This window comes from Pseudomonas sp. LTR0 (assembly GCF_036630035.1).
Classification (GTDB): Bacteria; Pseudomonadota; Gammaproteobacteria; order Pseudomonadales; family Pseudomonadaceae; genus Aquipseudomonas; species Aquipseudomonas putida_Y.
This window is the reverse complement of sequence record NZ_CP123734.1, coordinates 4234354-4259048: the sequence shown is the minus strand read 5'-3', so window position 1 is coordinate 4259048 and position 24695 is coordinate 4234354. Positions and strand designations below refer to the sequence as shown.

The window sequence follows — 24695 nt, the reverse complement described above, 5'->3', positions numbered from 1 at the left end:
CGCAAGGTCTCGTCAATCGTCTAATCGTTAAAAGGTCACGCGGGTCTGGCTGGTGTCGCTACCTTGGCCGGCCTGCAGTTGCTGCACGATGGCCTCCTGCAGGCGGCTGCACAACTGCGGGTCTGACAGCGGTTGGTTGTCGGCATCGGTAATGAAAAACACGTCTTCTACCCGCTCGCCGAGGGTGGCGATCTTGGCGTTTTGCAGCGAAAGGTCGAACTCCAGGAAAATCCGTCCCAGCCGGGCCAGCAGGCCCGGGCGGTCTGGCGCGGTGATTTCGAGGATGGTCACCGGCCGCTGAGCATCGTTGAGGATGGTCACTTGCGGCGGGAAGTCGAAGTGCTTGAGCTGGCGCGGTACCCGGCGCTGGATGATGGTCGGGTAGTCCTCAGGGTTGCGCAGCGCTTCGGTCAGGCCGTCGCGAATCTGCTTGACCCGTTGCGGGTTGTCGCCGATCGAGCCACCGTCGTTGTCCAGCACAATGTAGGTGTCGAGGGTGAACTGGCTGCTCGACGTGATGATCCGGGCGTCGTGGATGTTCAGGTTCAACTGCGACATGGCCGCCACCGTCACGGCGAAGAAATCATGCTGGTCGGGGGCATAGATGAAAATCTGCGTGCCGCCTTCGAACTCGCGCTGGGTGGTTTCCTTGATCAGTACCAGTGGCCCGCCATCGGCCGGTTGCTGCAGGATCGCATCCGTGTGCCAGGCCACGTCGGCGGCGGTGTGCTTGAGGAAATAGTCATCGCCCAGTTGCGCCCATAGCTGCTCGACGTCGTCCGGGTCGGTCCCCTCGCGCACCAGGATATCCAGCGCTGACGACTGGGTCTGGCGAATCTGCTCTTCGCGGTCCAGCGGGTTTTCCAGGCCACGGCGCAGGGCGCGCTTGGTCTCGCTGTACAGCTGGCGCAGCAGGCTGGCGCGCCACGAGTTCCACAGGCTGGGGTTGGTGGCGTTGATGTCCGCCACAGTCAGCACGTACAGGTAGTCAAGGCGTGTCTCGTCGCCCATGTGCAGGGCAAAGTCGTTGATCACCTGCGGATCGGACAAGTCCTTGCGCTGAGCGGTGGTCGACATCACCAGGTGGTTCTGCACCAGCCAGACGATCAGGCGGCTGTCCCAGGCCGGCAACTGGTGCCGTTCGCAGAACTTCTGCGCGTCCACTGCACCGATTTCCGAGTGGTCGCCCTGGCGACCCTTGCCGATGTCGTGGTACAGGCCGGCCAGGTAGATCAGCTCGGGTTTGGGCAGGCGCCCCATGAGCTTGCTGGCCAGCGGGAATTTCTCGGACACCGGCGTGTATTGCAGCTTGCGCAGGTGCTTGATGAGGTTGAGGGTGTGCGCATCGACCGTATAGATGTGGAACAGGTCATGCTGCATCTGCCCGACGATCAGGCCGAACTCTGGCAGATAACGGCCAAGAATGCCGTAGCGGTTCATCCGGCGCAGGTTACGGTGGATGCCGATTTCGCACTTGAATAGCTCGATGAACAGGCTGGTATTGCGGATATCGGTGCGGAACGTGTCGTCGATCAGGTGGCGGTGTTCGCGCAGCAGGCGCACGGTATCGGCACGCACGCCCTTGATCTCGGGGTGTTGGGCCATCAGTACGAAGATTTCCAGCATGGCGAACGGCGTTCGCTTGAACACGTTCGGGTTGGCGGCCTCGATATAGCCGTCATGCAGGCGGAACCGCGCGTTCAGCGGCTGGGTGCTGCCACTTTCCTCGTCGGCGAGGATAACTTCTTCGAAGTGCTGGATGATCAGGTCGCACAGCTGGCTGATGCTCATCACCACCCGGTAGTACTGCTGCATGAACTGTTCGATCGCCCGCTTGGGGTTTTCGTCGCTGTAGCCCAGCAGCGTGGCGAGGCTGCGCTGGTGATCGAACAGCAGGCGGTCTTCGGCGCGCCCGGCCAGCATGTGCAGGGCATAACGGACTTTCCAGAGGAAGTCCTGGGACGAAGCCAGCAGTTCGTTCTCGCTTTCCAGCAAGAAGCCTTCGCCGGCCAGTGCATGCAGGTTCAGTGTGCCGTACTGGCGACGGGCTACCCACAGTACCGTCTGGATGTCGCGCAGGCCACCTGGCGAACCCTTGACGTTGGGTTCGAGGTTGTACTCTGTGTCGTTGTACTTGTGGTGGCGGGCCTTGAGTTCGGCGCGCTTGGCCAGGAAGAACTCCTTGCTCGGCCACATGTGTGCGGTGCTGGTGACTTCCAGCATGCGCTGGCGCAAGGCCTCGGGGCCGGCGATGGTGCGGCTTTCCATCAGGTTGGTGATCACCGTCAGGTCGGCGCGGGCCTGTTCGGCGCACTCGTCGACGGTACGCACGCTCTGGCCGACTTCCAGGCCAATGTCCCACAGCAAGGTAAGAAAGCGCTCGATGGCGTCGCGGTACTGCTCGTGCTCGGCAGCGCCTAGCAGAATCAGCAGGTCGATGTCCGAGTGCGGGTGCAGTTCGCCGCGCCCATAGCCGCCCACCGCAACCAGGGCAATGCCGCTCTGGTCGCCCCAGTCGAACTGGTTCCACGCCTGTTGCAGTATATTGTCGACGAGCCAGGCGCGGGCCTCGATCAGCGGGCGGATGTCGCTGCCGGCGCGAAAACGCTTGTCGAGCACCTCGCCGGCCAGGCGGATGGCTTTCTTGAAGGCGGCGATGGGGCTCGCCTTGAGGGCCAGTTCCGCCTGGAACTGGCCACGGTCGAACAGCTCGGGGTCCACCTGGGGCATCGCGTCACGTTCCTGTCGTGGGGTGGCCTGTCGGGGTGCGGTCAGGCCGAAGTGCGCGGGATGGTGTCGTCCTTGCGCAGGGTGAAGATCTCGTAGCCGGTCGCGGTCACCACCAGAGTGTGTTCCCACTGGGCCGAGAGCTTGCGATCCTTGGTGATGGCGGTCCAGCCGTCGCCCAGCACCTTGGTGTCGGCCTTGCCCTGGTTGATCATCGGCTCGATGGTGAAGGTCATGCCTTCCTTCAGCTCCATACCCGTGCCAGCGCGGCCGTAGTGGAGGATCTGCGGCTCTTCGTGGAACACCTTGCCGATGCCGTGACCGCAGAACTCGCGTACCACCGAGAAACCGTTCTTCTCTGCGTGCTTCTGGATCACTTCACCGATGTCGCCCAGACGGCAGCCCGGCTTCACCAGCTCGATGGCCTTGTACATGCATTCCTGGGTGACCTTGGACAAACGCTCGGCCCAGACCGGCACGTTGCCGACGTGGAACATGCGGCTGGTGTCGCCGTGGTAGCCGTCCTTGATCACGGTGACGTCGATATTGAGCGTGTCACCGTCCTTGAGCGGCTTGTCGTTGGGGATGCCGTGGCAGACCACATGGTTGATCGAGGTGCAGATCGACTTCGGGTAGCCCTTGTAGTTGAGCGGTGCCGGGATGGCCTGCTGGACGTTGACGATATAGTCGTGGCACAGGCGGTCGAGCTCTTCGGTGGTGATACCGGGCTTGACGTGTTCTTCGATCATTTCCAGCACTTCGGCGGCCAGGCGGCCAGCGATGCGCATCTTCTCGATGTCTTCTGCGGTCTTGATGGTGACGGTCATTACAGGCTCTCTACGGCGCCGTGCACGGCGCGAACAAACGGGAAAGGCCGGATTCTAGCAGAGCAGGGCGCCGATCGGTCGGGATAAAGGCGGTCATGCTGTTGTCTACAGCTGGCATTCTGGCGCGAAAGCCGGGGTGCTGCAAAAAGTGCTGACAGACGCAACAGTATCCGGGTTCCGTTCGCTCGCGGTCTGTGGTATAAAATGCGCCGCTTTCGGGGACGACCCCGTCAGTACTTAACCCACACACGTGTCGACACGATGACCTGGGTGCCCCGAGTTGCAGAATTCGCGGGTTGGTCATTGGGATACGTGGAGGCCCAACCCGACTTATCAAGGAACTATCATGTCCCAAGTCAATATGCGCGATATGCTGAAGGCCGGTGTGCACTTCGGCCACCAGACCCGTTACTGGAACCCGAAAATGGGCAAGTACATTTTCGGCGCGCGTAACAAGATCCACATCGTCAACCTGGAAAAAACCCTGCCAATGTTCAACGACGCTCTGTCGTTCGTAGAGCGCCTGGCCCAGGGCAAGAACAAGATCCTGTTCGTCGGCACCAAGCGTTCCGCCGGCAAGATCGTTGCCGAGCAAGCAGCTCGTTGCGGTTCGCCATACGTTGATCACCGTTGGTTGGGCGGCATGCTGACCAACTACAAGACCATCCGCGCTTCGATCAAGCGTCTGCGCGACCTGGAAACCCAGGCCGAAGACGGCACTTTCGCCAAGCTGACCAAGAAAGAAGCCCTGATGCGCTCCCGCGACCTGGAAAAACTGGATCGCAGCCTGGGTGGCATCAAGGACATGGGCGGTCTGCCAGACGCTCTGTTCGTTATCGACGTTGATCACGAGCGCATCGCGATCACCGAAGCCAACAAGCTGGGCATCCCGGTTATCGGCGTTGTCGATACCAACAGCAGCCCGGAAGGTGTTGACTACATCATCCCAGGTAACGATGACGCCATTCGCGCTATCGAGCTGTACATGACTTCGATGGCTGACGCAGTCATCCGCGGCCGCAACAACGTTGCCGGCGGCACCGAAGTTTACGCTGAAGAAGCGGCTGCACCTGCTGCTGAGTAATAGGCGCTAGCGTCTACTTGGCACGCAAAAAGGGGGCTCTGCCCCCTTTTTGCCACCTTGAAATCCTGCTGTCAGCATCGGCCCCGCATCATGGGCCTGCTGAAATCAAAACAGCGGATTTGCAGAATTGAACGCCCGTGATTGACGGGTGGAATGGTTGAAAAACTTTCCAAGAGGATTTTGAAATGGCAGCAATTACTGCAGCGCTGGTAAAAGAACTGCGCGAGCGTACCGGCGAAGGCATGATGGATTGCAAAAAGGCCCTGGAAAAGGCCGGCGGCGACATCGAGAAAGCCATTGACGACATGCGTGCCTCGGGCGCCATCAAGGCCGCCAAAAAGGCTGGCAACGTCGCTGCTGAAGGCGCTATCGCCGTCAAGACCGACGGTACATCTGCCGTCCTGCTGGAAGTGAACTCGCAGACCGACTTCCTGGCCCTGCAAGACGACTTCAAGAACTTCGTGGCCGAAAGCCTCGAAGAAGCCTTCGCCCAGAAGCTGACCGACGCCGCCCCGCTGATCGCCTCGCGCGAAGCTGCTCGTGAAGCCCTGGTTGCCAAGTGCGGCGAGAACGTCAACATCCGTCGCCTGGTGCGCGTTGAGGGTGACGTTGTCGGTGCCTACCTGCACGGCAACAAGATCGGCGCTGTCGTCGTTCTGAAAGGCGGTGACGTTGAGCTGGCGAAGAACATCGCCATGCACGTTGCAGCTTCGAACCCTGAGTTCCTGGATTCGTCGGAAATCTCCGCCGAGGCTATCGAGCGCGAGAAGAATGTCTTCCTGCAGCTGAACGCCGACAAGATCGCCGGCAAGCCGGAAAACATCGTTGAGAACATGATCAACGGCCGTATCACCAAGTTCAAGGCCGAAGCCTCGCTGAAAGAGCAAGCCTTCGTCATGAACCCGGAAGTCAAGGTTGGCGAGCTGGCCAAGAAAGCCGGTGCTGAAATCGTTTCCTTCACCTACTTCAAAGTAGGCGAAGGCATCGAGAAGCCAGTCGACGACTTCGCTGCTGAAGTTGCCGCTCAGGTAGCTGCTGCCAAGCAGTAAGACAGCCCCGTCTGTCGCCCCAAAGAGGCTGCCCGCTCACGCGCGCAGCCTCTTTGTCAAAACGGAGAGGGGTTTATACGACTCCCTCTTCGCTGGCACCGAAGCGGTGCCACGCTACAGTTAGCAGGCTGCAAACAGCCCGCACGAATTTTCTAAAAGTACGCCGCAGGAGAGACTCGCAATGGCTCAGCAGGTGAGTGGTCGCCAACCTCGCTATAAACGCATTTTGCTCAAACTTAGCGGCGAGGCCCTGATGGGCTCGGAAGACTTCGGGATCGACCCGAAAGTGCTGGATCGCATGGCGCTTGAAGTTGGCCAGCTGGTAGGGATCGGTGTTCAGGTCGGCCTGGTGATCGGTGGTGGCAACCTGTTCCGCGGCGCTGCGCTCAGCGCAGCCGGCATGGATCGCGTCACGGGTGACCACATGGGCATGCTGGCTACCGTGATGAACGGCCTGGCCATGCGCGATGCGCTGGAGCGCTCGAACATCCCGGCCCTGGTAATGTCGGCCATTTCCATGGTGGGTGTCACCGATCATTACGATCGTCGCAAAGCTATTCGTCACCTCAACTCCGGGGATGTGGTAATTTTCTCCGCCGGTACCGGCAACCCGTTCTTCACCACCGACTCCGCGGCCTGCCTGCGCGCCATCGAAATCGATGCTGACGTGGTGCTGAAGGCGACCAAGGTCGATGGCGTGTACACTGCCGATCCATTCAAGGACCCGCACGCCGAGAAATTCGATCACCTGACCTACGATGAGGTTCTGGATCGCAAGCTGGGTGTGATGGACCTGACCGCAATCTGCCTGTGCCGTGACCACAAGATGCCATTGCGGGTATTCAACATGAACAAGCCTGGCGCCCTGCTGAACATCGTGGTGGGTGGCGCTGAAGGTACACTGATCGAGGAAGGCCAAGCATGATCAACGACATCAAGAAAGACGCGCAGGAGCGCATGGGCAAGTCCATCGAAGCCTTGTCCCGCAACCTGGCTGCAATCCGCACCGGTCGCGCTCACCCAAGCATCCTGGACAGCGTCAAGGTTACCGCCTGGGGTAGCGAAATGCCGCTGAACCAGGTCGCCGCGATCACCGTCGAAGATGCCCGCACCCTGAAGATCGTCGCTCACGACAAGAACCTCAGCGCTGCCATCGAAAAGGCTATCCTCACCTCCGATCTGGGCCTTAACCCATCCAGCGCCGGTACTACCATCCGTGTACCGATGCCGGCCCTGACCGAGGAAACCCGCAAGGGCTACACCAAGCAGGCCAGTGGTGTTGCCGAGGATGCCAAGGTAGCCGTGCGCAACGTGCGCCGCGACGCCCTGGCTGACCTGAAAAAACTGACCAAGGACAAGGAAATCAGCGAAGACGAAGAGCGTCGCGCCGCTGACGAGATCCAGAAGCTGACCGACAAGTTCGTTGCTGAAGTCGATGCCGCCTTCAAAGCCAAGGAAAAGGACCTGATGGCCGTCTAAGGCCGGGGTTTTTTAATGGAAAAGACCAAGCCAGCGGCGCCGTCCTCGGTGCCGCGTCATGTCGCGATCATCATGGATGGCAACAACCGCTGGGCGAAAAAACGCCTGCTGCCTGGCGTGGCCGGGCACAAGGCGGGTGTGGATGCCGTTCGCGCGGTCATCGAAGTCTGCGCCAAGGCCGGGGTTGAGGTGCTGACCCTGTTCGCCTTCTCCAGCGAGAACTGGCAGCGCCCTGCCGAAGAAGTCGGTGCGCTGATGGAGCTGTTCTTCTCGGCTCTGCGCCGTGAGGCCAAGCGCCTTGACGAGAACAATATCAGCCTGCGCATCATCGGCGACCGTTCGCGTTTCCATCCTGAGCTGCAGGCCGCCATGCGCGAGGCCGAGGCAGCGACCGCCGGCAACAACCGCTTCATTCTGCAGATAGCAGCCAACTACGGTGGCCAGTGGGACATCGCCCAGGCTGCCCAACGGTTGGCGCGGGAAGTGCAAGCTGGGCATCTGCGCCCGGAGGACATCACCCCGGGTCTGCTGCAGACCTGCCTGGCAACCGGCGAACTGCCGTTGCCGGATCTTTGCATTCGCACCGGCGGCGAGCACCGCATCAGCAATTTCCTGCTGTGGCAGCTGGCCTATGCCGAGTTGTACTTCTCCGACCTCTACTGGCCGGACTTCAAACACGAGGCCATGCGCAAAGCCCTGGCCGATTTCGCTTCGCGCCAGCGCCGCTTCGGTAAGACCAGCGAGCAGGTCGAGGCTGGAGCTCGTGCTTAATGCTTAAACAACGCATCATTACTGCGCTGATCCTGCTGCCGGTCGCGCTGGGCGGTTTCTTTCTGCTCAATGGCGGGGATTTCGCCCTGTTCATCGGCTTCGTGGTGGCCCTCGGCGCCTGGGAGTGGGCACGCCTTGCCGGGCTTATGGCCCAGCCGCTGCGCATCGCCTATGCGGTGGTGGTCGCCGGGGCGCTGATGCTGCTGCACATCCTTCCGGAGCTGGCACCCTGGGTGCTGGGCGCTGCGGTGATCTGGTGGGGGCTGGCCACTTGGCTGGTGCTTACCTACCCGCGCAGCAGCGATCTGTGGGCCAGTGCTGCCTGTCGGCTGTTGATCGGTCTGCTGGTGCTGCTGCCGGCTTGGCAGGGGCTGGTGCTGCTCAAGCACTGGCCCTTGGGGAACTGGCTGATCCTGTCCGTCATGGTGCTGGTGTGGGCTGCCGACATCGGTGCGTACTTTTCTGGCCGGGCGTTCGGCAAGCGCAAGCTGGCCCCGCAGGTCAGCCCGGGCAAGAGCTGGGAAGGCGTGTATGGTGGGCTGGCGGTCAGCCTGTTGATTACCCTGGGTGTCGGCATCGGCCGCGACTGGGGCTTTGGTCAGATCCTGCTGGGCCTGCTGGGCGCTGCGTTGCTGGTGATGTCCTCGGTGGTCGGTGATCTCACCGAGAGCATGTTCAAGCGTCGCTCCGGCATCAAGGACAGCAGCAATCTGCTGCCTGGGCATGGTGGTGTGCTCGATCGCATCGACAGCCTGACTGCGGCAATCCCGATCTTTGCGGTGCTGCTGTGGGCTGCCGAATGGGGTGTGATGTGAGTCGCCCGCAACGTATTACCGTGCTCGGGGCCACCGGCTCCATCGGCCTGAGCACGCTGGATGTGATTGCGCGTCACCCTGGCCGTTATCAAGCGTTTGCCCTCACTGGCTATTCGCGCATCGACGAGTTGTTGGCGTTATGTGTGCGTCATCGCCCGGCATTCGCTGTGGTGCCGAGCACCGAAGCAGCGGTGAGGTTACGCGCAAGTCTGGCTGCAGTCGGTTGCTCCACCGAGGTGCTGGAAGGCGAGGCCGGACTTTGCCAGGTGGCGTCGGCCGCTGAAGTGGACGCAGTGATGGCGGCCATTGTCGGTGCTGCCGGTCTGCGTCCCACGCTGGCGGCAGTCGAGGCAGGCAAGAAGGTGTTGCTGGCCAACAAGGAAGCACTTGTAATGTCGGGCGCGCTGTTCATGGAGGCGGTGCGGCAAAAGGGTGCCGTGCTGCTGCCGATCGACAGCGAACACAACGCTATCTTCCAGTGCATGCCTGGCGACTACGCCCGTGGCCTGAGTGCTGTCGGTGTGCGCCGGATCCTGCTTACCGCTTCTGGTGGGCCGTTCCGCGAGACGCCGGTCGAGGCGCTGCTGGACGTGACCCCGGAGCAAGCTTGTGCTCACCCTAACTGGTCCATGGGGCGCAAGATCTCCGTGGATTCGGCCAGCATGATGAACAAAGGCCTCGAGTTGATCGAGGCCTGCTGGTTGTTCGATGCCGCGCCGTCCAAGGTTGAGGTGGTGGTGCACCCGCAAAGCGTGATCCACTCACTGGTCGACTACGTGGACGGTTCGGTGCTCGCGCAACTGGGCAACCCGGACATGCGTACGCCGATCGCCAGCGCGTTGGCCTGGCCGGAACGGATCGATTCCGGGGTCGCCCCCCTGGACCTGTTCGCCATCGCCCGTCTGGATTTCCAGGCGCCCGACGAACAACGCTTCCCTTGCCTGCGCCTTGCGCGGCAGGCTGCCGAGGCAGGCAACAGCGCGCCTGCCGTGCTCAATGCAGCCAACGAAGTTGCCGTCGAGGCATTTCTTGAACGGCGCATCCGTTTCCCGGAGATCGCGGGTATGATCGAACAGGTACTCGACCAGGAACCCGTCGTGCCACTGCCTTCGCTGGATGCGGTATTTGCCGCCGATCAGCGTGCCCGGGAGCTTTCCCGTGAATGGCTGAGGCGTCACGGTCGCTGATGCAGGCCCGCCAAGGTTCGTGAGGGGGCTGGGCAGCAATGCCGGCCCGCTGAACATCATTCGGAGATGGACATGACAGCGCTCTACATGATTATCGGCACCCTCGTGGCTCTGGGTGTGCTGGTCACTTTCCACGAATTCGGTCACTTCTGGGTGGCGCGCCGCTGCGGCGTCAAGGTGCTGCGTTTTTCGGTCGGTTTCGGCACGCCGCTGCTGCGGTGGCATGACCGCTACGGCACCGAGTTCGTTGTTGCGGCCATTCCTCTGGGCGGCTACGTCAAGATGCTCGACGAGCGCGAGGGCGATGTGCCGCCAGCGCTGGCCGGGCAGTCGTTCAACCGCAAGTCGGTGCGCCAGCGTATAGCGATTGTCGCCGCAGGCCCGATTGCCAACTTTCTGCTGGCTATCCTGTTTTTCTGGGTGCTGGCGATGCTGGGTACCCAGCAAATCCGACCGGTTATCGGTGCGGTCGACAGTGGCAGCCTGGCAGCATCGGCCGGGCTGACCGCGGGTCAGGAAATCGTCTCAGTTGACGGCAAGCCGACCAACGGATGGTCGGCGGTCAATCTGCAGCTGGTTCGTCGTCTGGGTGAGAGCGGTACCTTGCAGATTGGCGTGCGTGATGAGGGCGCCAGCAACGAGCGTCAGTTGCAGGTCAAGCTGGACAGCTGGCTCAAGGGCGCCGACGAGCCCGACCCGATTCAGTCCCTGGGGCTGCGCCCATGGCGGCCGGCGATCACGCCGGTGCTGGCTGAGATCGATCCGAAGGGGCCAGCTGCCGCTGCCGGCCTGAAAACCGGGGACAAGCTGCTGGCTCTGGATGATGTGGCAGTGACCGAATGGCAGCAAGTTGTCGACAGCGTGCGTGCCCGCCCGGATGCCAAGGTAGTGGTTCGTGTGGAGCGCGATGGCGCAACCCTGGAGTTGCCGGTGACCCTGGCCCGCAAAGGTGAGGGCAAGGCAGTGGGTGGCTATCTTGGCGCTGGCGTCAAGGGTGGCGAATGGCCTGCCAGCATGCTCCGCGAGATCAGCTACGGCCCGCTGGATGCGGTGGGTGAGAGCTTGTCGCGTACCTGGAACATGAGTGTCCTGACCCTTGAATCGCTGAAGAAAATGCTGTTCGGGGAGCTCTCGGTAAAAAACTTGAGTGGACCGATAACCATTGCTAAAGTGGCGGGCGCTTCAGCCCAGTCCGGCGTGGGGGATTTCCTGAATTTCCTGGCCTACCTGAGCATAAGCCTGGGGGTTCTTAACCTGCTGCCCATACCTGTGCTGGATGGGGGGCATTTGCTGTTTTACCTGGTCGAGTGGGCGCGCGGTCGTCCGCTGTCGGATCGGGTGCAAGGTTGGGGGGTTCAGATCGGTATCAGTTTGGTCATAGGGGTGATGTTGCTCGCCCTGATCAACGATCTGGGTCGACTATAAAGCTTCGCTCAATTGCGAACCTGTCGTTTGTGACGGCAGGTTGTTTATTGCCAGTTGGAATAAAAGGACTTCATGAAACGTCTGCTGCTAACTGCGGTCATGTCCGCACTGATGATCGCTGAAGTTCACGCCGAGTCCTTCACCATCTCCGATATTCGCGTCAACGGCCTGCAGCGGGTTTCCGCCGGCAGTGTGTTCGGTGCCTTGCCACTGAACGTTGGCGACCAGGCCGACGACCGCCGCCTGGTGGACTCGACTCGTTCCTTGTTCAAGACCGGGTTCTTCCAGGACATCCAGTTGAGCCGCGATGGCAATGTGCTGATCATCAACGTGGTCGAGCGCCCGTCGGTGTCGAGCATCGAGATTGAAGGCAACAAGGCGATCAGCACCGAAGACCTGATGAAGGGCCTGAAGCAATCGGGCCTGGCCGAAGGCGAAATCTTCCAGCGCGCCACCCTCGAAGGCGTGCGTAACGAGCTGCAGCGCCAATACGTGGCCCAGGGCCGCTACTCGGCCGAGGTCGACGCCGAAGTGGTGCCGCAGCCGCGCAACCGTGTGGCGCTGAAGATCAAGATCAACGAAGGCACCGTTGCTGCCATCCAGCACATCAACATCGTTGGTAACAACGTATTCGATGACGAGACCCTGGGGCAGTTGTTCGAACTGAAGACCACCAACTGGCTGTCGTTCTTCAAGAACGACGACAAGTACGCCCGTGAAAAGCTCTCCGGTGACCTGGAGCGCCTGCGCTCCTACTACCTGGACCGCGGCTACATCAACATGGATATTGCCTCCACCCAGGTGTCCATCACGCCGGACAAGAAGCACGTCTACATCACCGTCAACATCAACGAAGGCGAGAAATACACCGTTCGCGACGTGAAGCTGTCCGGTGATCTCAAGGTGCCGGAAGACCAGGTCAAGTCGCTGCTGCTGGTGCAACCGGGCCAGGTATTCTCGCGCAAGGTGATGACCACCACGTCCGAGCTGATCACCCGCCGTCTGGGTAACGAAGGCTATACCTTCGCCAACGTCAACGGCGTGCCACAGCCGAACGACCAGGACCACACCGTCGACATCATGTTCGTGGTCGACCCGGGCAAGCGTGCCTACGTCAACCGCATCAACTACCGCGGCAACACCAAGACCGAAGACGAAGTGCTGCGTCGCGAAATGCGCCAGATGGAAGGTGGCTGGGCTTCGACCTACCTGATCGATCAGTCCAAGACCCGTCTGGAGCGTCTGGGCTACTTCAAGGAAGTGAACGTCGAGACCCCGCAGGTGCCAGGCACCGACGACCAGGTCGACGTCAACTACAGCGTCGAAGAGCAGGCCTCTGGTTCGATCACCGCCAGCGTCGGTTTCGCCCAGAGCGCCGGCCTGATCCTCGGTGGTTCGATCAGCCAGAGCAACTTCCTCGGTACCGGTAACAAGGTATCCGTCGGTCTGACCCGTTCGGAGTACCAGACCCGCTACAACTTTGGCTTCGTTGATCCCTACTTCACTGCCGATGGCGTCAGCCTGGGTTATAACGCCTTCTACCGCAGCACCGATTACGACGACCTCGACGTCGACGTCGCCAGCTATGCGGTGGACAGCTACGGTGCCGGCGTCAGCCTGGGCTACCCGATCAGCGAGACTTCGCGCCTGACCTACGGCCTGAGCGTGCAGCAGGACAAGATCAAGACCGGCAAGTACACCGTTGACGAGATTTTCGACTTCCTCGAGCAGGAAGGTGACAATTTCCTGAACTTCAAGGCCTCGATCGGCTGGTCCGAGTCGACCCTGAACAAAGGCGTACTGGCCACCCGTGGTCACTCGCAAAGCCTGACCCTGGAGTCCACCATTCCGGGCAGCGACCTGTCGTTCTTCAAGCTTGACTACCGTGGCCAGCTGTTCAAACCGATCACCAACGACTACACCCTGCGCCTGCATACCGAGCTGGGCTATGGTGATGGTTACGGCAGCACCTCTGGCCTGCCGTTCTACGAGAATTATTTCGCGGGTGGTTTCAACTCTGTCCGTGGCTTCAAGGACAGCAGCCTGGGCCCACGCAGTACGCCTAGCCGCGGCGAGGCCAATGGCGGCAAGCCGGGCACTATCCGCGACCCGGATCAGGATCCGTTGCCGTTTGGTGGTAACGTGCTGGTGCAGGGCGGTGCCGAGCTGCTGTTCCCGCTGCCGTTCGTCAAGGACCAGCGTTCACTGCGCACCTCCGTGTTCTGGGACGTGGGTAACGTGTTCGACACCAATTGCGGCAACAAACCTGATTGCGAGAAGGTCGGGTTCTCGGGCATGGCCAGTTCGGTCGGCCTGGGCGTGACCTGGATTACCGCTCTGGGCCCGTTGAGCTTCAGTCTGGCAATGCCGGTCAAGAAGCCGGACGATGCCGATACCCAGGTGTTCCAATTCTCTCTGGGCCAGACCTTCTAAGGTCGGCCCCTGCTTAACGACAACGGTTTATCCAGGAGTGCATCGTGCGTAAATTGGCTCAACTGGCCGTAGTGGCCGCGGCGCTGGTCGCCACCCCGGCTTTCGCCGAAATGAAGGTTGCCGTCCTGAACTACCAGATGGCCCTGCTCGAGTCGGATGCCGCCAAGAAGTATGCGGTGGATGCCGAGAAGAAGTTCGGTCCGCAACTGACCAAGCTGAAAAGCCTGGAAAGCAGTGCCAAGGGCATCCAGGACCGCCTGATCAAGGGCGGCGACAAGATGCAGCAGCAGGAGCGTGAGCGCCTGGAGCTCGAGTTCAAGCAAAAGGCTCGCGACTTCCAGTTCCAGTCCAAGGAGCTGAACGAAGCCAAGGCCGTTGCTGATCGCGACATGCTCAAGCAGCTGAAGCCGAAGCTGGATGGCGCTGTCGAGGAAGTGATCAAGAAGGGCGGCTACGACCTGGTCCTCGAGCGTGGTGCGGTCATCGATGTCAAGCCTCAGTACGACATCACCCGCCAAGTCATCGAGCGCATGAACCAAGCCCGTTGATATGAGTGTGACCATGACGCTAGGCCAGCTGGCCGAGGCACTTGGAGCCACCCTCAAGGGGCCCGAGGCGCTGCAGATTACCGGGCTGGCCACCTTGCAGGAGGCTGGCCCCGGTCAGTTGAGCTTCCTCGCCAACCCGCAGTACCGCAAATTCCTGGACGACAGCCAGGCGGCTGCAGTGCTGCTGAAGGCGGCGGATGCCGAAGGCTTTGCCGGCAATGCACTGATCGTCGCCGATCCGTACCTGGCCTACGCACGCATTTCCCACCTGTTCGACCCCAAACCCAAGGCTGTGGCGGGTATTCATCCCAGCGCCGTGGTAGCTGAGGACGCGCAGGTGGATGCCAGTGCCAGCATCGGGCCGTTCGCGGTCATCGAAAGCGGTGCGCGCATCGCGGCCAATGTCAGCGTGGGTGCACACTGCGTGGTCGGCGCACGTTGCGTGATCGGCGAGGGCGGTTGGCTGGCACCGCGGGTCACGCTGTATCACGACGTAACCATCGGCAAGCGTGTGGTCATTCAGTCGGGTGCCGTGATCGGCGGCGAGGGCTTCGGCTTTGCCAACGAGAAGGGCATCTGGCGCAAGATTGCACAGATCGGCGGCGTCACCATTGGTGATGACGTTGAGATCGGTGTCAATACTGCAGTCGACCGTGGCGCGCTGTCCGACACCCGGATCGGCGACGGGGTCAAGCTGGATAACCAGATCCAGATCGCTCACAACGTTCAGATCGGTGATCACACTGCCATGGCCGCTTGCGTCGGAATCTCCGGCAGTACGCGCATCGGCAAGCACTGCATGCTGGCCGGTGGTGTGGGGCTGGTTGGGCACATCGATATTTGCGATAACGTTTTCGTTTCCGGAATGACCATGGTTACCCGTTCGATCACTGAACCGGGTTCCTATTCTTCCGGCACTGCCATGCAGCCGCTGGCTGAATGGCGCAAGAGCGCCGCGCGTATCCGCCACCTGGACGACATGGCCAAGCGTCTCCAGCAGCTGGAAAAACGCGTCGATACCGTGACCTCAGGTGGCCTGCCGACATCAGAAGGCTGATACCATTCCCTGAGCAAGAGTGAACAGTCGCTAGCTGGCTCCTCTTTGGATTGCAAAAGGAGCGTGTGGTCAGCACCTGCGCTCCCTATTCTTATTACAGGCTTCCCCACCGAAATGATGGACATCAACGAGATTCGCGAATACCTGCCTCACCGCTACCCGTTCCTGCTGGTAGACCGTGTGACGGATCTGGACTTCGAGGCCCAGAGCATTCGTGCCTACAAGAATGTCAGCATCAACGAGCCGTTTTTCAATGGCCACTTCCCGGCACACCCGATCATGCCGGGTGTCCTGATCATCGAAGCCATGGCCCAGGCGGCCGGCATCCTTGGTTTCAAGATGCTCGATGCCAAGCCGGCCGATGGCACCCTGTACTACTTTGTCGGTTCCGACAAACTGCGTTTCCGTCAGCCGGTGCTGCCGGGCGACCAGCTTGTGCTGGAAGCCAAGTTCCTCAGCCGTAAAAGCATGATCTGGAAGTTCGAGTGCCGCGCCCTGGTCGACGGCAAGCCGGTCTGCTCGGCAGAAATCACCTGCGCGGAACGATCCCTATGAATTCGATTGATCCTCGGGCCATTATCGATCCGTCGGCCAGGCTGGCCGACGGCGTCGAGGTCGGCCCTTGGTCGATCGTTGGCCCTGATGTAGAAATCGGGGAGGGCACCGTTATCGGCCCGCATGTTGTGCTCAAAGGGCCGACCCGCATCGGCAAGCACAATCGTATCTTCCAGTTTTCCTCGATTGGTGAAGACACCCCGGACCTGAAGTACAAGGGTGAGCCGACGCGCCTGGTAATCGGCGATCACAATGTGATTCGCGAAGGGGTTACCATCCACCGCGGTACTGTTCAGGACCGTGCGGAAACCACCGTGGGCGACCACAACCTGATCATGGCCTATGCCCACATTGGCCACGACAGTGTCATCGGCAACCACTGCATCCTGGTAAACAATACGGCGCTGGCAGGTCATGTGCATGTGGGTGACTGGGCGATCCTGTCCGGTTACACCCTGGTTCACCAGTACTGCCACATTGGCGCCCACGCGTTTTCCGGTATGGGCACGGCGATTGGCAAGGACGTTCCGGCCTTCGTTACCGTGTTCGGCAGCCCGGCCGAAGCCCGCAGCATGAACTTCGAGGGCATGCGCCGCCGCGGTTTCAGCGACGAGGTGATCCATGTGCTGCGTCGTTGCTACAAGATTGTCTACCGTCAGGGCCTGACCGTCGAAGACGCACTCAAGGAGCTGGCTGAACCTGCCGCGCAACACCCCGAGGTCGAGCTGTTCCGTCAGTCGATCCTGAGCTCCGCTCGCGGCATCACGCGCTGATATGGCCCAGCTTTGCGTAGCGCTGGTCGCCGGTGAGGCCAGTGGCGATATTCTTGGTTCAGGCTTGATGCGCGCCCTCAAGGCGCGCCATCCCGACGTACGTTTCATCGGGGTTGGCGGCCCCTTGATGGAAGCCGAAGGCCTGCAATCCTATTTCCCCATGGAACGTCTGGCCGTCATGGGGCTGGTCGAGGTGCTGGGGCGTCTGCGCGAGCTGCTCAAGCGCCGCAAGTTGCTGATCCAGACCCTGATCGAAGAAAAGCCCGACGTATTCATCGGCATCGACGCCCCTGACTTCACCCTCAATATCGAGCTGAAGCTGCGTCAGGCCGGGATCAAGACCGTGCACTATGTCAGCCCGTCAGTGTGGGCTTGGCGGCAGAAGCGCGTGCTGAAGATTCGCGAGGGTTGCGACCTGATGCTGACGCTGTTGCCGTTCGAGGCGCGGTTCTACGAAGAGCAGGGTGTGCCAGTGCGTTTTGTCGGCCACCCGCTGGCAGACACCATCCCGCTTGAAGCCGACCGCTCTGCCGCGCGTGCCACGCTGGGCCTGGGCGAGGGGCCGGTGGTGGCACTGATGCCGGGCAGCCGGGGCGGCGAAGTAGGGCGCCTGGGCGCGTTATTCCTCGACGCCGCCGAGCGCCTCTGTCAACAAGTGCCGGGTGTGCGCTTCGTGTTGCCCTGCGCCAACGCCACGCGGCGTGCCCAGATCGAGCAGATGCTGGAAGGGCGCCAACTGCCGCTGACCCTGCTCGATGGCCAGTCGCACCAAGCCCTCGCGGCTTGTGACGCGGTGCTGATCGCCTCGGGCACCGCCACCCTCGAGGCGCTGCTGTACAAGCGGCCGATGGTGGTGGCGTACCGCCTTGCGCCCTTGACCTACTGGATTCTCAAGCGTCTGGTGAAAAGCCCTTACGTGTCATTGCCGAACCTGCTGGCCCAGCGAGAGCTGGTGCCCGAGTTGCTGCAAGACGACGCTACCAGCGAAGCGCTGGCCAACACCTTGGCGCCGCTGGTGCGCGATGGAAGCCAGCAGACCGAACGTTTCGACGAAATTCACCGCACCCTGCGCCGTGACGCCTCCAATCAGGCGGCCGAGGCGGTACTGGCCCTGCTCAAGGACCGCTGACATGCAAATTGGACTGGACTTCAACCTGGTAGAAGACCTGGTCGCCGGCGTTGACGAAGTGGGCCGCGGCCCGCTGTGTGGCGCGGTGGTCACGGCGGCGGTGATTCTTGATCCTGCACGGCCGATTCTCGGTCTGAACGATTCGAAGAAACTCACCGAGGCCAAGCGTGAGGCGCTGTTCGACGAGATCCGCGAAAAGGCCTTGAGCTTCTGCATCGCCCGCGCCGAAGTCGAGGAAATCGACAGCCTGAACATCCTGCAGGCCACCATGCTGGCCATGCAGCGGGCAGTGGAGGGCTTGCACATTACGCCGAAGCTGGCATTGATCGATGGCAATCGCTGTCCGAAGCTGGCTGTGCCTGCAGCACCGGTGGTCAAGGGGGACAGCCAGGTGCCGGCCATTGCGGCGGCATCGATCCTGGCCAAGGTGACCCGTGACCGGGAGATGAGCGCTTTTGAACTGATCTACCCGGGGTATGGCATTGGCGGGCACAAGGGCTACCCGACCCCGGTGCATCTCGAGGCCTTGGCGCGCCTTGGGCCTACGCCCATTCATCGGCGATCCTTCGCCCCTGTGCGGGCGGCCTGGGAAGCGCGCGAAGGCGTCAGCGATTCCCTGATCTGACCTATTGAGGCCGCTTTGCGGCCCTTCGCGGGCACCCCCGCTCCCACAGGATTCATCGGTCTGAGCAGCGGTGCCGTACCTGTGGGAGCGGGGGTGCCCGCGAAGGGCTGCAAAGCAACCCCAAAAAAAGCCCCTAGTTAGGCTACAATCCCGCCCTTGTCGTTAAGCACTGCTACAGGATCTTCCATGTCGGTTTCCTTCGTTCACCTGCGCGTCCACTCCGAATTCTCGCTGGTTGACGGCCTGGTGCGGATCAAGCCGCTGGCCAAGGCGCTGACCGGGATGAACATGCCGGCGGTCGCCATCACCGATCAGAGCAACATGTGCTCGCTGGTGAAGTTCTACAAGACTGCCATGGGCGCCGGTATCAAACCGATCTGCGGTGCCGACCTGTGGCTGGCCGGTGCCGACCCGGAAGCCCCGCTGTCACGCATCTGCTTCCTGGCCATGGACCCCAAGGGCTATCGCAACCTCACCGAATTGATCTCGCGCGGCTGGACCGATGGCCAGCGCAACGGCCTGGTCATCCTCCAGCGTGAATGGATCGCCCCCGCCAGCGAGGGCCTGATTGCCCTTTCCGCGGGTAAGGAAGGCGACATCGGCATGGCCTTGCTGGCTGGGCGGCAAGATGAAGCCGAAGCGCTACTTCAGGACTGGATGGGCATGTTCCCCGAGCGCTTCTACGTTGAAGTGCAGCGCACCAATCGCGCACGCGACGAGGAATACGTGCATGCGGCGGTGGCGTTGGCCGACAAGCTTGGCGCCCCGCTGGTGGCTACCAACGACGTGCGCTTCATCAAGCAGACGGACTTCGACGCCCACGAAACCCGCGTATGCATCGGCGAGGGCTGGACCCTCGACGACCCGCGCCGTCCGCGTTGCTACAGCGACCAGCAGTACCTGAAGTCGGCAGAGGAAATGGCCGAGCTGTTCAGTGACCTGCCCGACGCCATCGCCAACACCGTCGAAATCGCCAAGCGCTGCAACATCCAGGTGCAGTTGGGCAAGTACTTCCTGCCTGACTTCCCCACGCCCAACGGTATGGGCATCGACGACTATCTGCGGCATGTGTCCCACGAAGGTCTGGAAGAGCGCCTGGCGGTGCTGTGGCCGAAAGAGACCACGCCCAATTATGAAGAAAAGCGTCAGGTCTACCTGGACCGCTTGAAGTTCGAGCTGGACATCATCATCCAGATGGGCTTCCCCGGTTACTTCCTGATTGTTATGGACTTCATCAAGTGGGCCAAGAACAACGATGTACCGGTTGGCCCGGGCCGCGGTTCGGGTGCTGGCTCGCTGGTGGCGTACGTACTGAAGATCACCGACCTCGACCCGCTGGCCTACGACCTGCTGTTCGAGCGCTTCCTCAACCCTGAGCGTGTTTCCATGCCCGACTTCGACGTCGACTTCTGCATGGACGGCCGTGACCGGGTGATCGACTACGTGGCCGAGGCCTACGGTCGTAATGCGGTGAGCCAGATCATCACCTTCGGTACCATGGCCGCCAAGGCAGTGGTACGTGACGTGGCGCGGGTGCAAGGCAAATCCTATGGCCTGGCCGACCGCCTGTCGAAGATGATCCCCTTCGAAGTGGGCATGACTCTGGAGAAGGCCTACGAGCAGGAAGAAATCCTGCGCGACTTCCTCAAGGGCGACGAAGACGCCCGTGAGATCTGGGACATGGCCCTGAAGCTGGAGGGTGTGACCCGGGGTACCGGCAAGCACGCCGGTGGTGTTGTTATCGCACCGACCAAGCTCACCGATTTTTCGCCGATCGCCTGTGATGAAGAGGGTGGTGGCCTGGTAACCCAGTTCGACAAGGATGACGTCGAGGCCGCCGGCCTGGTGAAGTTCGACTTCCTCGGCCTGCGTACCTTGACCATCATCAAGTGGGCGATGGAGATCATCAACCGCGAGCAGGCCAAGAAGAACCTGCCCGACCTCAACATCGACTTCATCCCGCTGGACGACCGCAAGACTTACGAGCTGCTGCAGAAGGCCGAAACCACGGCGGTGTTCCAGCTTGAATCGCGTGGCATGAAGGAGCTGATCAAGAAGCTCAAGCCCGACTGCCTGGAAGACCTGATCGCACTGGTTGCGCTGTTCCGCCCGGGCCCGCTGCAGTCGGGCATGGTGGACGACTTCATCAACCGCAAGCACGGCCGCGCCGAGCTGGCCTACCCCCACTCCGACTACCAGTACGAAGGCCTCAAGCCAGTACTGGCGCCGACCTACGGCATCATCCTGTACCAGGAACAGGTGATGCAGATCGCCCAGGTGATGGCGGGTTACACCCTGGGTGGCGCCGACATGCTGCGCCGAGCCATGGGTAAGAAAAAGCCCGAGGAAATGGCCAAGCAGCGCGGTGGTTTCATCGAAGGTTGCGTAGCCAACAATATCGATGCGGACCTCGCCGGTAACATCTTCGACCTGGTAGAGAAGTTCGCGGGCTACGGCTTCAACAAATCCCACTCCGCTGCCTATGGCCTGGTGTCGTACCAGACCGCCTGGCTGAAAACCCACTACCCGGCGCCGTTCATGGCCGCGGTCCTGTCGGCGGATATGCACAACACCGACAAGGTGGTGGTGCTGGTGGAGGAGGTGCGCAGCATGAAGCTGCGCCTCGACGCGCCGGACGTGAACTTCTCGGACTTCAAGTTCACCGTCAACAACGACGGCCGGATCGTCTACGGCCTTGGCGCCATCAAGGGCGTCGGCGAAGGCCCGGTGGAGGCGATTGTCGAGGCCCGTGCCCAGGGTGGTCCGTTCAAGGACCTGTTCGATTTCTGTGAACGCATCGACCTCAAGCGGGTCAACAAGCGTACCCTTGATGCGCTGGTGCGCAGTGGCGCGCTGGACCGCCTTGGCCCGCACTTCCATGACGAGATCAAGGCCTACCACGCCAACATCGACATCAACCGGGCAACCTTGCTGTCGGCGCTGGGCGAGGCCATCAAGGCAGCCGAGCAGGCTGCGCACACCGCTGACAGTGGCCATGTCGACCTGTTCGGCGGCATGTTCGACGCGGCAGATGTCGACGTCTATGCCAACCATCGCAAGGTGCGCGAGCTCACCCTCAAGGAGCGTTTGAAGGGGGAGAAAGACACCCTTGGCCTGTACTTGACCGGCCACCCGATCGACGAGTACGAGACCGAAATTCGCCGCTTCGCCCGCCAGCGCATCGTCGACCTCAAGCCGTCGCGCGAAACCCAGACCATTGCCGGCATGATCATTGCGTTGCGGGTGATGAAGAACAAGAAGGGCGACAAGATGGGCTTCGTCACCCTGGATGACCGTTCCGGGCGGATCGAGGCATCGCTGTTTGCCGATGCCTTCATGGCGGCACAGTCCTTGCTGCAGACCGATGCCATGGTGGTGGTGGAAGGCGAGGTCAGCAATGACGACTTCTCCGGGGGCTTGCGCCTGCGGGTGAAGCAGGTGATGACCATGGAAGACGCGCGCACCAAGCTGGCTGAGAGCCTGCGCCTGAAGGTGGCGCACGACGCACTGAAAGGCGACCGGCTGAAGTGGCTGGGCGAGCTGATCACCCGCCATCGTGGTGCTTGCCCGATCACGCTGGAGTACACCGGCAGCGACGCCAAGGCCATGCTGCAGTTTGGCGAGCAGTGGGCGATAGACCCGGCCGATGGGCTGATTCAGGCGCTGCGTGACCAGTTCGGGCGTGAGAACGTCTTCCTGCAATATCGTTGAACCGACAAAAATTTAATCTCGACCTGAATGCGCCTGATCCCTTAAGGTATGGCGCCAAACGGATCAACCGGCCGGCCGCCTGGCCGTAGACCCAAGACGGATGACTATGAACCCGAATTTCCTCGATTTCGAACAGCCGATTGCCGACCTGCAAGCCAAGATCGAAGGCCTGCGCCTGGTGGGTAACGACAACTCGCTGAACATCAGCGATGAAATTGCCCGTCTGCAAGACAAGAGCAACACCCTGACCGAAAGCATCTTCGGCAACCTGACCAGCTGGCAGATCGCCCGCCTGGCCCGTCACCCCCGTCGTCCATACACCCTGGACTACCTGGAGCACATCTTCACCGAGTTCGAAGAGCTGCACGGGGACCGTCACTTCTCTGACGACGCCGCCATCGTGGGTGGTACTGCGCGTCTGGACGGCAAGCCGGTCATGGTCATTGGTCACCAGAAGGGCCGTGAAGTGCGCGAGAAAGTGCGTCGCAACTTCGGCATGCCGCGCCCGGAAGGCTACCGCAAGGCCTGTCGCCTGATGGAAATGGCCGAACGCTTCAAGATGCCGATCCTGACCTTCATCGACACGCCGGGCGCCTACCCGGGTATCGACGCTGAAGAACGCAACCAGAGTGAAGCCATCGCCTGGAACCTGCGTGTCATGGCACGCCTGAAAACTCCGATCATCGCTACCGTGATCGGTGAGGGTGGTTCCGGTGGGGCACTGGCCATTGGCGTGTGCGACCAACTGAACATGCTGCAGTACTCCACTTACTCGGTTATCTCGCCGGAAGGCTGTGCTTCCATTCTGTGGAAAACTGCCGACAAAGCAGCAGACGCGGCCGAAGCCATGGGTATCACCGCCGAGCGCCTGAAGAGCCTGAACATTGTCGACAAGGTCATCCAGGAGCCGCTGGGCGGCGCCCACCGTGACCCGGCCAAGATGTCCGAAAGCATTCGTGCCGATCTGGTGCAGCAGCTGGACATGCTCGGCAAGTTCGACAACGACGCGCTGCTGGCCCGCCGTTACGAGCGCCTGATGAGCTACGGTCTCTGATTCTGATTTGCCCCGGGGGCCGTTTTTGTGGCCCTTGTGATTGACGGCACCGGCTTCGCCGGTGTTCGCGGGTAAACCCGCTCCTACAGGGAATGCACGGCCCCTGTGGGAGCGGGTTTACCCGCGAATGCGGCATCAAACCTTTCGAGGTCCTGATGATTGATCTCGCCCCCTGGCTCAACGCCCCCACCTGGTTCATCGCGTTCTCTGGCGGCCTCGATTCCACCGTCCTCCTGTACCAGCTGGCCGACTTCGCTTGCCAGCACACATCCCCCCCGCTGCGTGCCATTCATGTCCATCATGGCCTGCAGTCCGCTGCTGACGCCTGGCCCGCCCACTGCCAAGCCATCTGCGACAATCTTGGCATCGAGCTCCAGGTCATCCACGTCCAGGTCAGTCCCGGCGCCAGTCTTGAGCAGGCCGCTCGCGACGCCCGCTATGCCGCCTTCAGGCAAGTCCTCGGCCCGGGCGACATCCTGTTCACTGGCCAGCACCGCGACGACCAGGCCGAGACCCTGCTGTTCCGCCTGTTGCGCGGCGCGGGCCTGCGCGGCCTGGCAGCCATGCCGGTGCAGCGGGCATTAGGGCGGGGCAGCCTGGTCAGGCCGTTGCTGGGTTGTTCCCGGCAGCAGTTGCAGGACTACGGCAAAGCCCAAGGGCTGGTCTGGATCGATGACCCGTCAAACGCCGACACACAATTCGCCCGCAACTACCTGCGCGGCGAAGTGATGCCGCACTTGCAGCAACGTTGGCCTCAGGCCAGCCAGAACTTCGCCCGTGCAGCAGAACATCTGGGTGAGGCGCTGGGTTTGCTGGACGAACTGGCCCGGGAGGATCTGGCGCTTGCGCGTAAGGGGGCGCCCATCGTCTGGCCGGGGCTGGATTCCCTCGACCTGGCCGCCCTGTTGACGTTATCGCCGGCCCGTCAGCGCAATGCCTTGCAGTACTGGCTGAGCCAGCGCACCCGTTTGCCCGATACCCGGCACTGGGCCGGCTGGGCAGACCTGCGCGATGCCGCTGCCGATGCCCGGCCAGTCTGGCGGCTTGCCGATGGACGGTTGGTACGTAGCCACGGGCGCATCTGGTGGTTGAGCGGTGATTGGCTACAGCAACCGGCTGGCTCGCTGGCCTGGCCCGAGCCTGATGTGCCATTGCGGTTGCCGGGCAATGGTAGCGTGCGTCTTGTTGGCGCAGCCGTGCCGGGCGGGTTGCGCGTTGCCTACCGTCAGGGTGGTGAAATGCTGGAGGTTCCCGGCCGTGGCCGGCGTGACCTCAAGCGCCTGCTCAACGAGCAGCAGGTGCCGCATTTCCTGCGCTCGCGCCTGCCGTTGCTGTATCGCGGCGAATGCCTGCTGGCGGTAGCCAACCTGCCCGGGCTGGTGCAGGCGGATTGCCAGCTGCACTGGCAGTTACCGACGAACGCGCAAGGTTTGAGCTGAAGGGTAC

The 24695-nt window shown here is 61.7% G+C and carries 20 protein-coding genes; 18 read left to right on the top strand and 2 right to left on the bottom strand.

Annotated elements, in window-relative coordinates; translation table 11 throughout:
• Positions 1 to 27: 27 nt before the first annotated feature.
• Both QCL51_RS19540 and map read right to left on the bottom strand, forming a co-directional pair.
• A complete protein-coding gene (locus tag QCL51_RS19540; protein ID WP_021785915.1) occupies positions 28 to 2730 on the bottom strand; it encodes a [protein-PII] uridylyltransferase in 2703 nt (900 codons plus the stop codon).
• A gap of 41 nt (positions 2731 to 2771) precedes the next feature.
• Positions 2772 to 3554: a type I methionyl aminopeptidase gene (gene map, locus QCL51_RS19535; protein WP_021785914.1), complete on the bottom strand. Its 783-nt coding sequence runs from the start codon at positions 3552 to 3554 to the stop codon at positions 2772 to 2774.
• 346 nt (positions 3555 to 3900) lie between these two features.
• On the opposite strand from map, the gene rpsB reads away from it, so the two are divergent.
• The 18 genes from rpsB (at position 3901) to tilS (ending at position 24688) form a co-directional block, all read left to right on the top strand.
• Positions 3901 to 4638 carry a 30S ribosomal protein S2 gene (gene rpsB / locus QCL51_RS19530; RefSeq protein WP_003252287.1) on the top strand — a complete coding sequence of 246 codons (738 nt, stop codon included), beginning with the start codon at positions 3901 to 3903 and terminating at the stop codon, positions 4636 to 4638.
• A 185-nt stretch (positions 4639 to 4823) separates the two neighbouring features.
• A complete protein-coding gene (gene tsf, locus QCL51_RS19525) occupies positions 4824 to 5687 on the top strand; it encodes a translation elongation factor Ts (protein ID WP_003252290.1) in 864 nt (287 codons plus the stop codon).
• Positions 5688 to 5868: 181 nt separating this feature from the next.
• On the top strand, positions 5869 to 6612 hold the full coding sequence (gene pyrH, locus QCL51_RS19520) for a UMP kinase (protein ID WP_003252294.1): 744 nt from the start codon (positions 5869 to 5871) through the stop codon (positions 6610 to 6612).
• Positions 6609 to 7166, top strand: coding sequence for a ribosome recycling factor (frr, locus tag QCL51_RS19515; protein ID WP_003252296.1), 558 nt, complete (start codon positions 6609 to 6611; stop codon positions 7164 to 7166). Before pyrH ends, frr begins: the two co-directional genes overlap by 4 nt.
• A gap of 15 nt (positions 7167 to 7181) precedes the next feature.
• Entirely contained in the window at positions 7182 to 7937 is a 756-nt protein-coding gene (uppS, locus tag QCL51_RS19510) for a polyprenyl diphosphate synthase (protein ID WP_021785913.1), read from the top strand.
• Entirely contained in the window at positions 7937 to 8752 is an 816-nt protein-coding gene (locus QCL51_RS19505; RefSeq protein WP_021785912.1) for a phosphatidate cytidylyltransferase, read from the top strand. The genes uppS and QCL51_RS19505 overlap by 1 nt, the downstream gene beginning before the upstream one ends.
• The gene (gene ispC / locus QCL51_RS19500) at positions 8749 to 9939 is read left to right on the top strand and encodes a 1-deoxy-D-xylulose-5-phosphate reductoisomerase (RefSeq protein ID WP_338444048.1); all 1191 of its coding nucleotides are present in this window, start codon (positions 8749 to 8751) and stop codon (positions 9937 to 9939) included. Before QCL51_RS19505 ends, ispC begins: the two co-directional genes overlap by 4 nt.
• 72 nt (positions 9940 to 10011) lie before the next feature.
• Positions 10012 to 11364 carry an RIP metalloprotease RseP gene (gene rseP, locus QCL51_RS19495; protein WP_084850393.1) on the top strand — a complete coding sequence of 451 codons (1353 nt, stop codon included), beginning with the start codon at positions 10012 to 10014 and terminating at the stop codon, positions 11362 to 11364.
• A gap of 72 nt (positions 11365 to 11436) precedes the next feature.
• Positions 11437 to 13797 carry an outer membrane protein assembly factor BamA gene (bamA, locus tag QCL51_RS19490; RefSeq protein WP_021785909.1) on the top strand — a complete coding sequence of 787 codons (2361 nt, stop codon included), beginning with the start codon at positions 11437 to 11439 and terminating at the stop codon, positions 13795 to 13797.
• A gap of 44 nt (positions 13798 to 13841) precedes the next feature.
• Positions 13842 to 14345, top strand: a complete 504-nt coding sequence (locus QCL51_RS19485) for an OmpH family outer membrane protein (RefSeq protein WP_003252311.1) — start codon at positions 13842 to 13844, stop codon at positions 14343 to 14345.
• A gap of 1 nt (position 14346) precedes the next feature.
• Positions 14347 to 15402 carry a UDP-3-O-(3-hydroxymyristoyl)glucosamine N-acyltransferase gene (gene lpxD, locus QCL51_RS19480; protein WP_021785908.1) on the top strand — a complete coding sequence of 352 codons (1056 nt, stop codon included), beginning with the start codon at positions 14347 to 14349 and terminating at the stop codon, positions 15400 to 15402.
• 114 nt (positions 15403 to 15516) lie between these two features.
• Entirely contained in the window at positions 15517 to 15957 is a 441-nt protein-coding gene (gene fabZ / locus QCL51_RS19475; protein ID WP_003252314.1) for a 3-hydroxyacyl-ACP dehydratase FabZ, read from the top strand.
• Complete coding sequence (gene lpxA, locus QCL51_RS19470; protein WP_021785907.1) at positions 15954 to 16730, top strand: acyl-ACP--UDP-N-acetylglucosamine O-acyltransferase; 777 nt, start codon at positions 15954 to 15956, stop codon at positions 16728 to 16730. The genes fabZ and lpxA overlap by 4 nt, the downstream gene beginning before the upstream one ends.
• A gap of 1 nt (position 16731) precedes the next feature.
• A complete protein-coding gene (gene lpxB, locus QCL51_RS19465; RefSeq protein ID WP_028698302.1) occupies positions 16732 to 17859 on the top strand; it encodes a lipid-A-disaccharide synthase in 1128 nt (375 codons plus the stop codon).
• A gap of 1 nt (position 17860) precedes the next feature.
• Complete coding sequence (gene rnhB, locus QCL51_RS19460; protein ID WP_084850392.1) at positions 17861 to 18484, top strand: ribonuclease HII; 624 nt, start codon at positions 17861 to 17863, stop codon at positions 18482 to 18484.
• A gap of 186 nt (positions 18485 to 18670) precedes the next feature.
• A complete protein-coding gene (dnaE, locus tag QCL51_RS19455) occupies positions 18671 to 22195 on the top strand; it encodes a DNA polymerase III subunit alpha (RefSeq protein ID WP_021785904.1) in 3525 nt (1174 codons plus the stop codon).
• A 106-nt stretch (positions 22196 to 22301) separates the two neighbouring features.
• Positions 22302 to 23249: an acetyl-CoA carboxylase carboxyltransferase subunit alpha gene (locus QCL51_RS19450; protein WP_003252323.1), complete on the top strand. Its 948-nt coding sequence runs from the start codon at positions 22302 to 22304 to the stop codon at positions 23247 to 23249.
• Positions 23250 to 23404: 155 nt separating this feature from the next.
• On the top strand, positions 23405 to 24688 hold the full coding sequence (gene tilS, locus QCL51_RS19445; RefSeq protein WP_279934660.1) for a tRNA lysidine(34) synthetase TilS: 1284 nt from the start codon (positions 23405 to 23407) through the stop codon (positions 24686 to 24688).
• Positions 24689 to 24695: the final 7 nt, after the last annotated feature.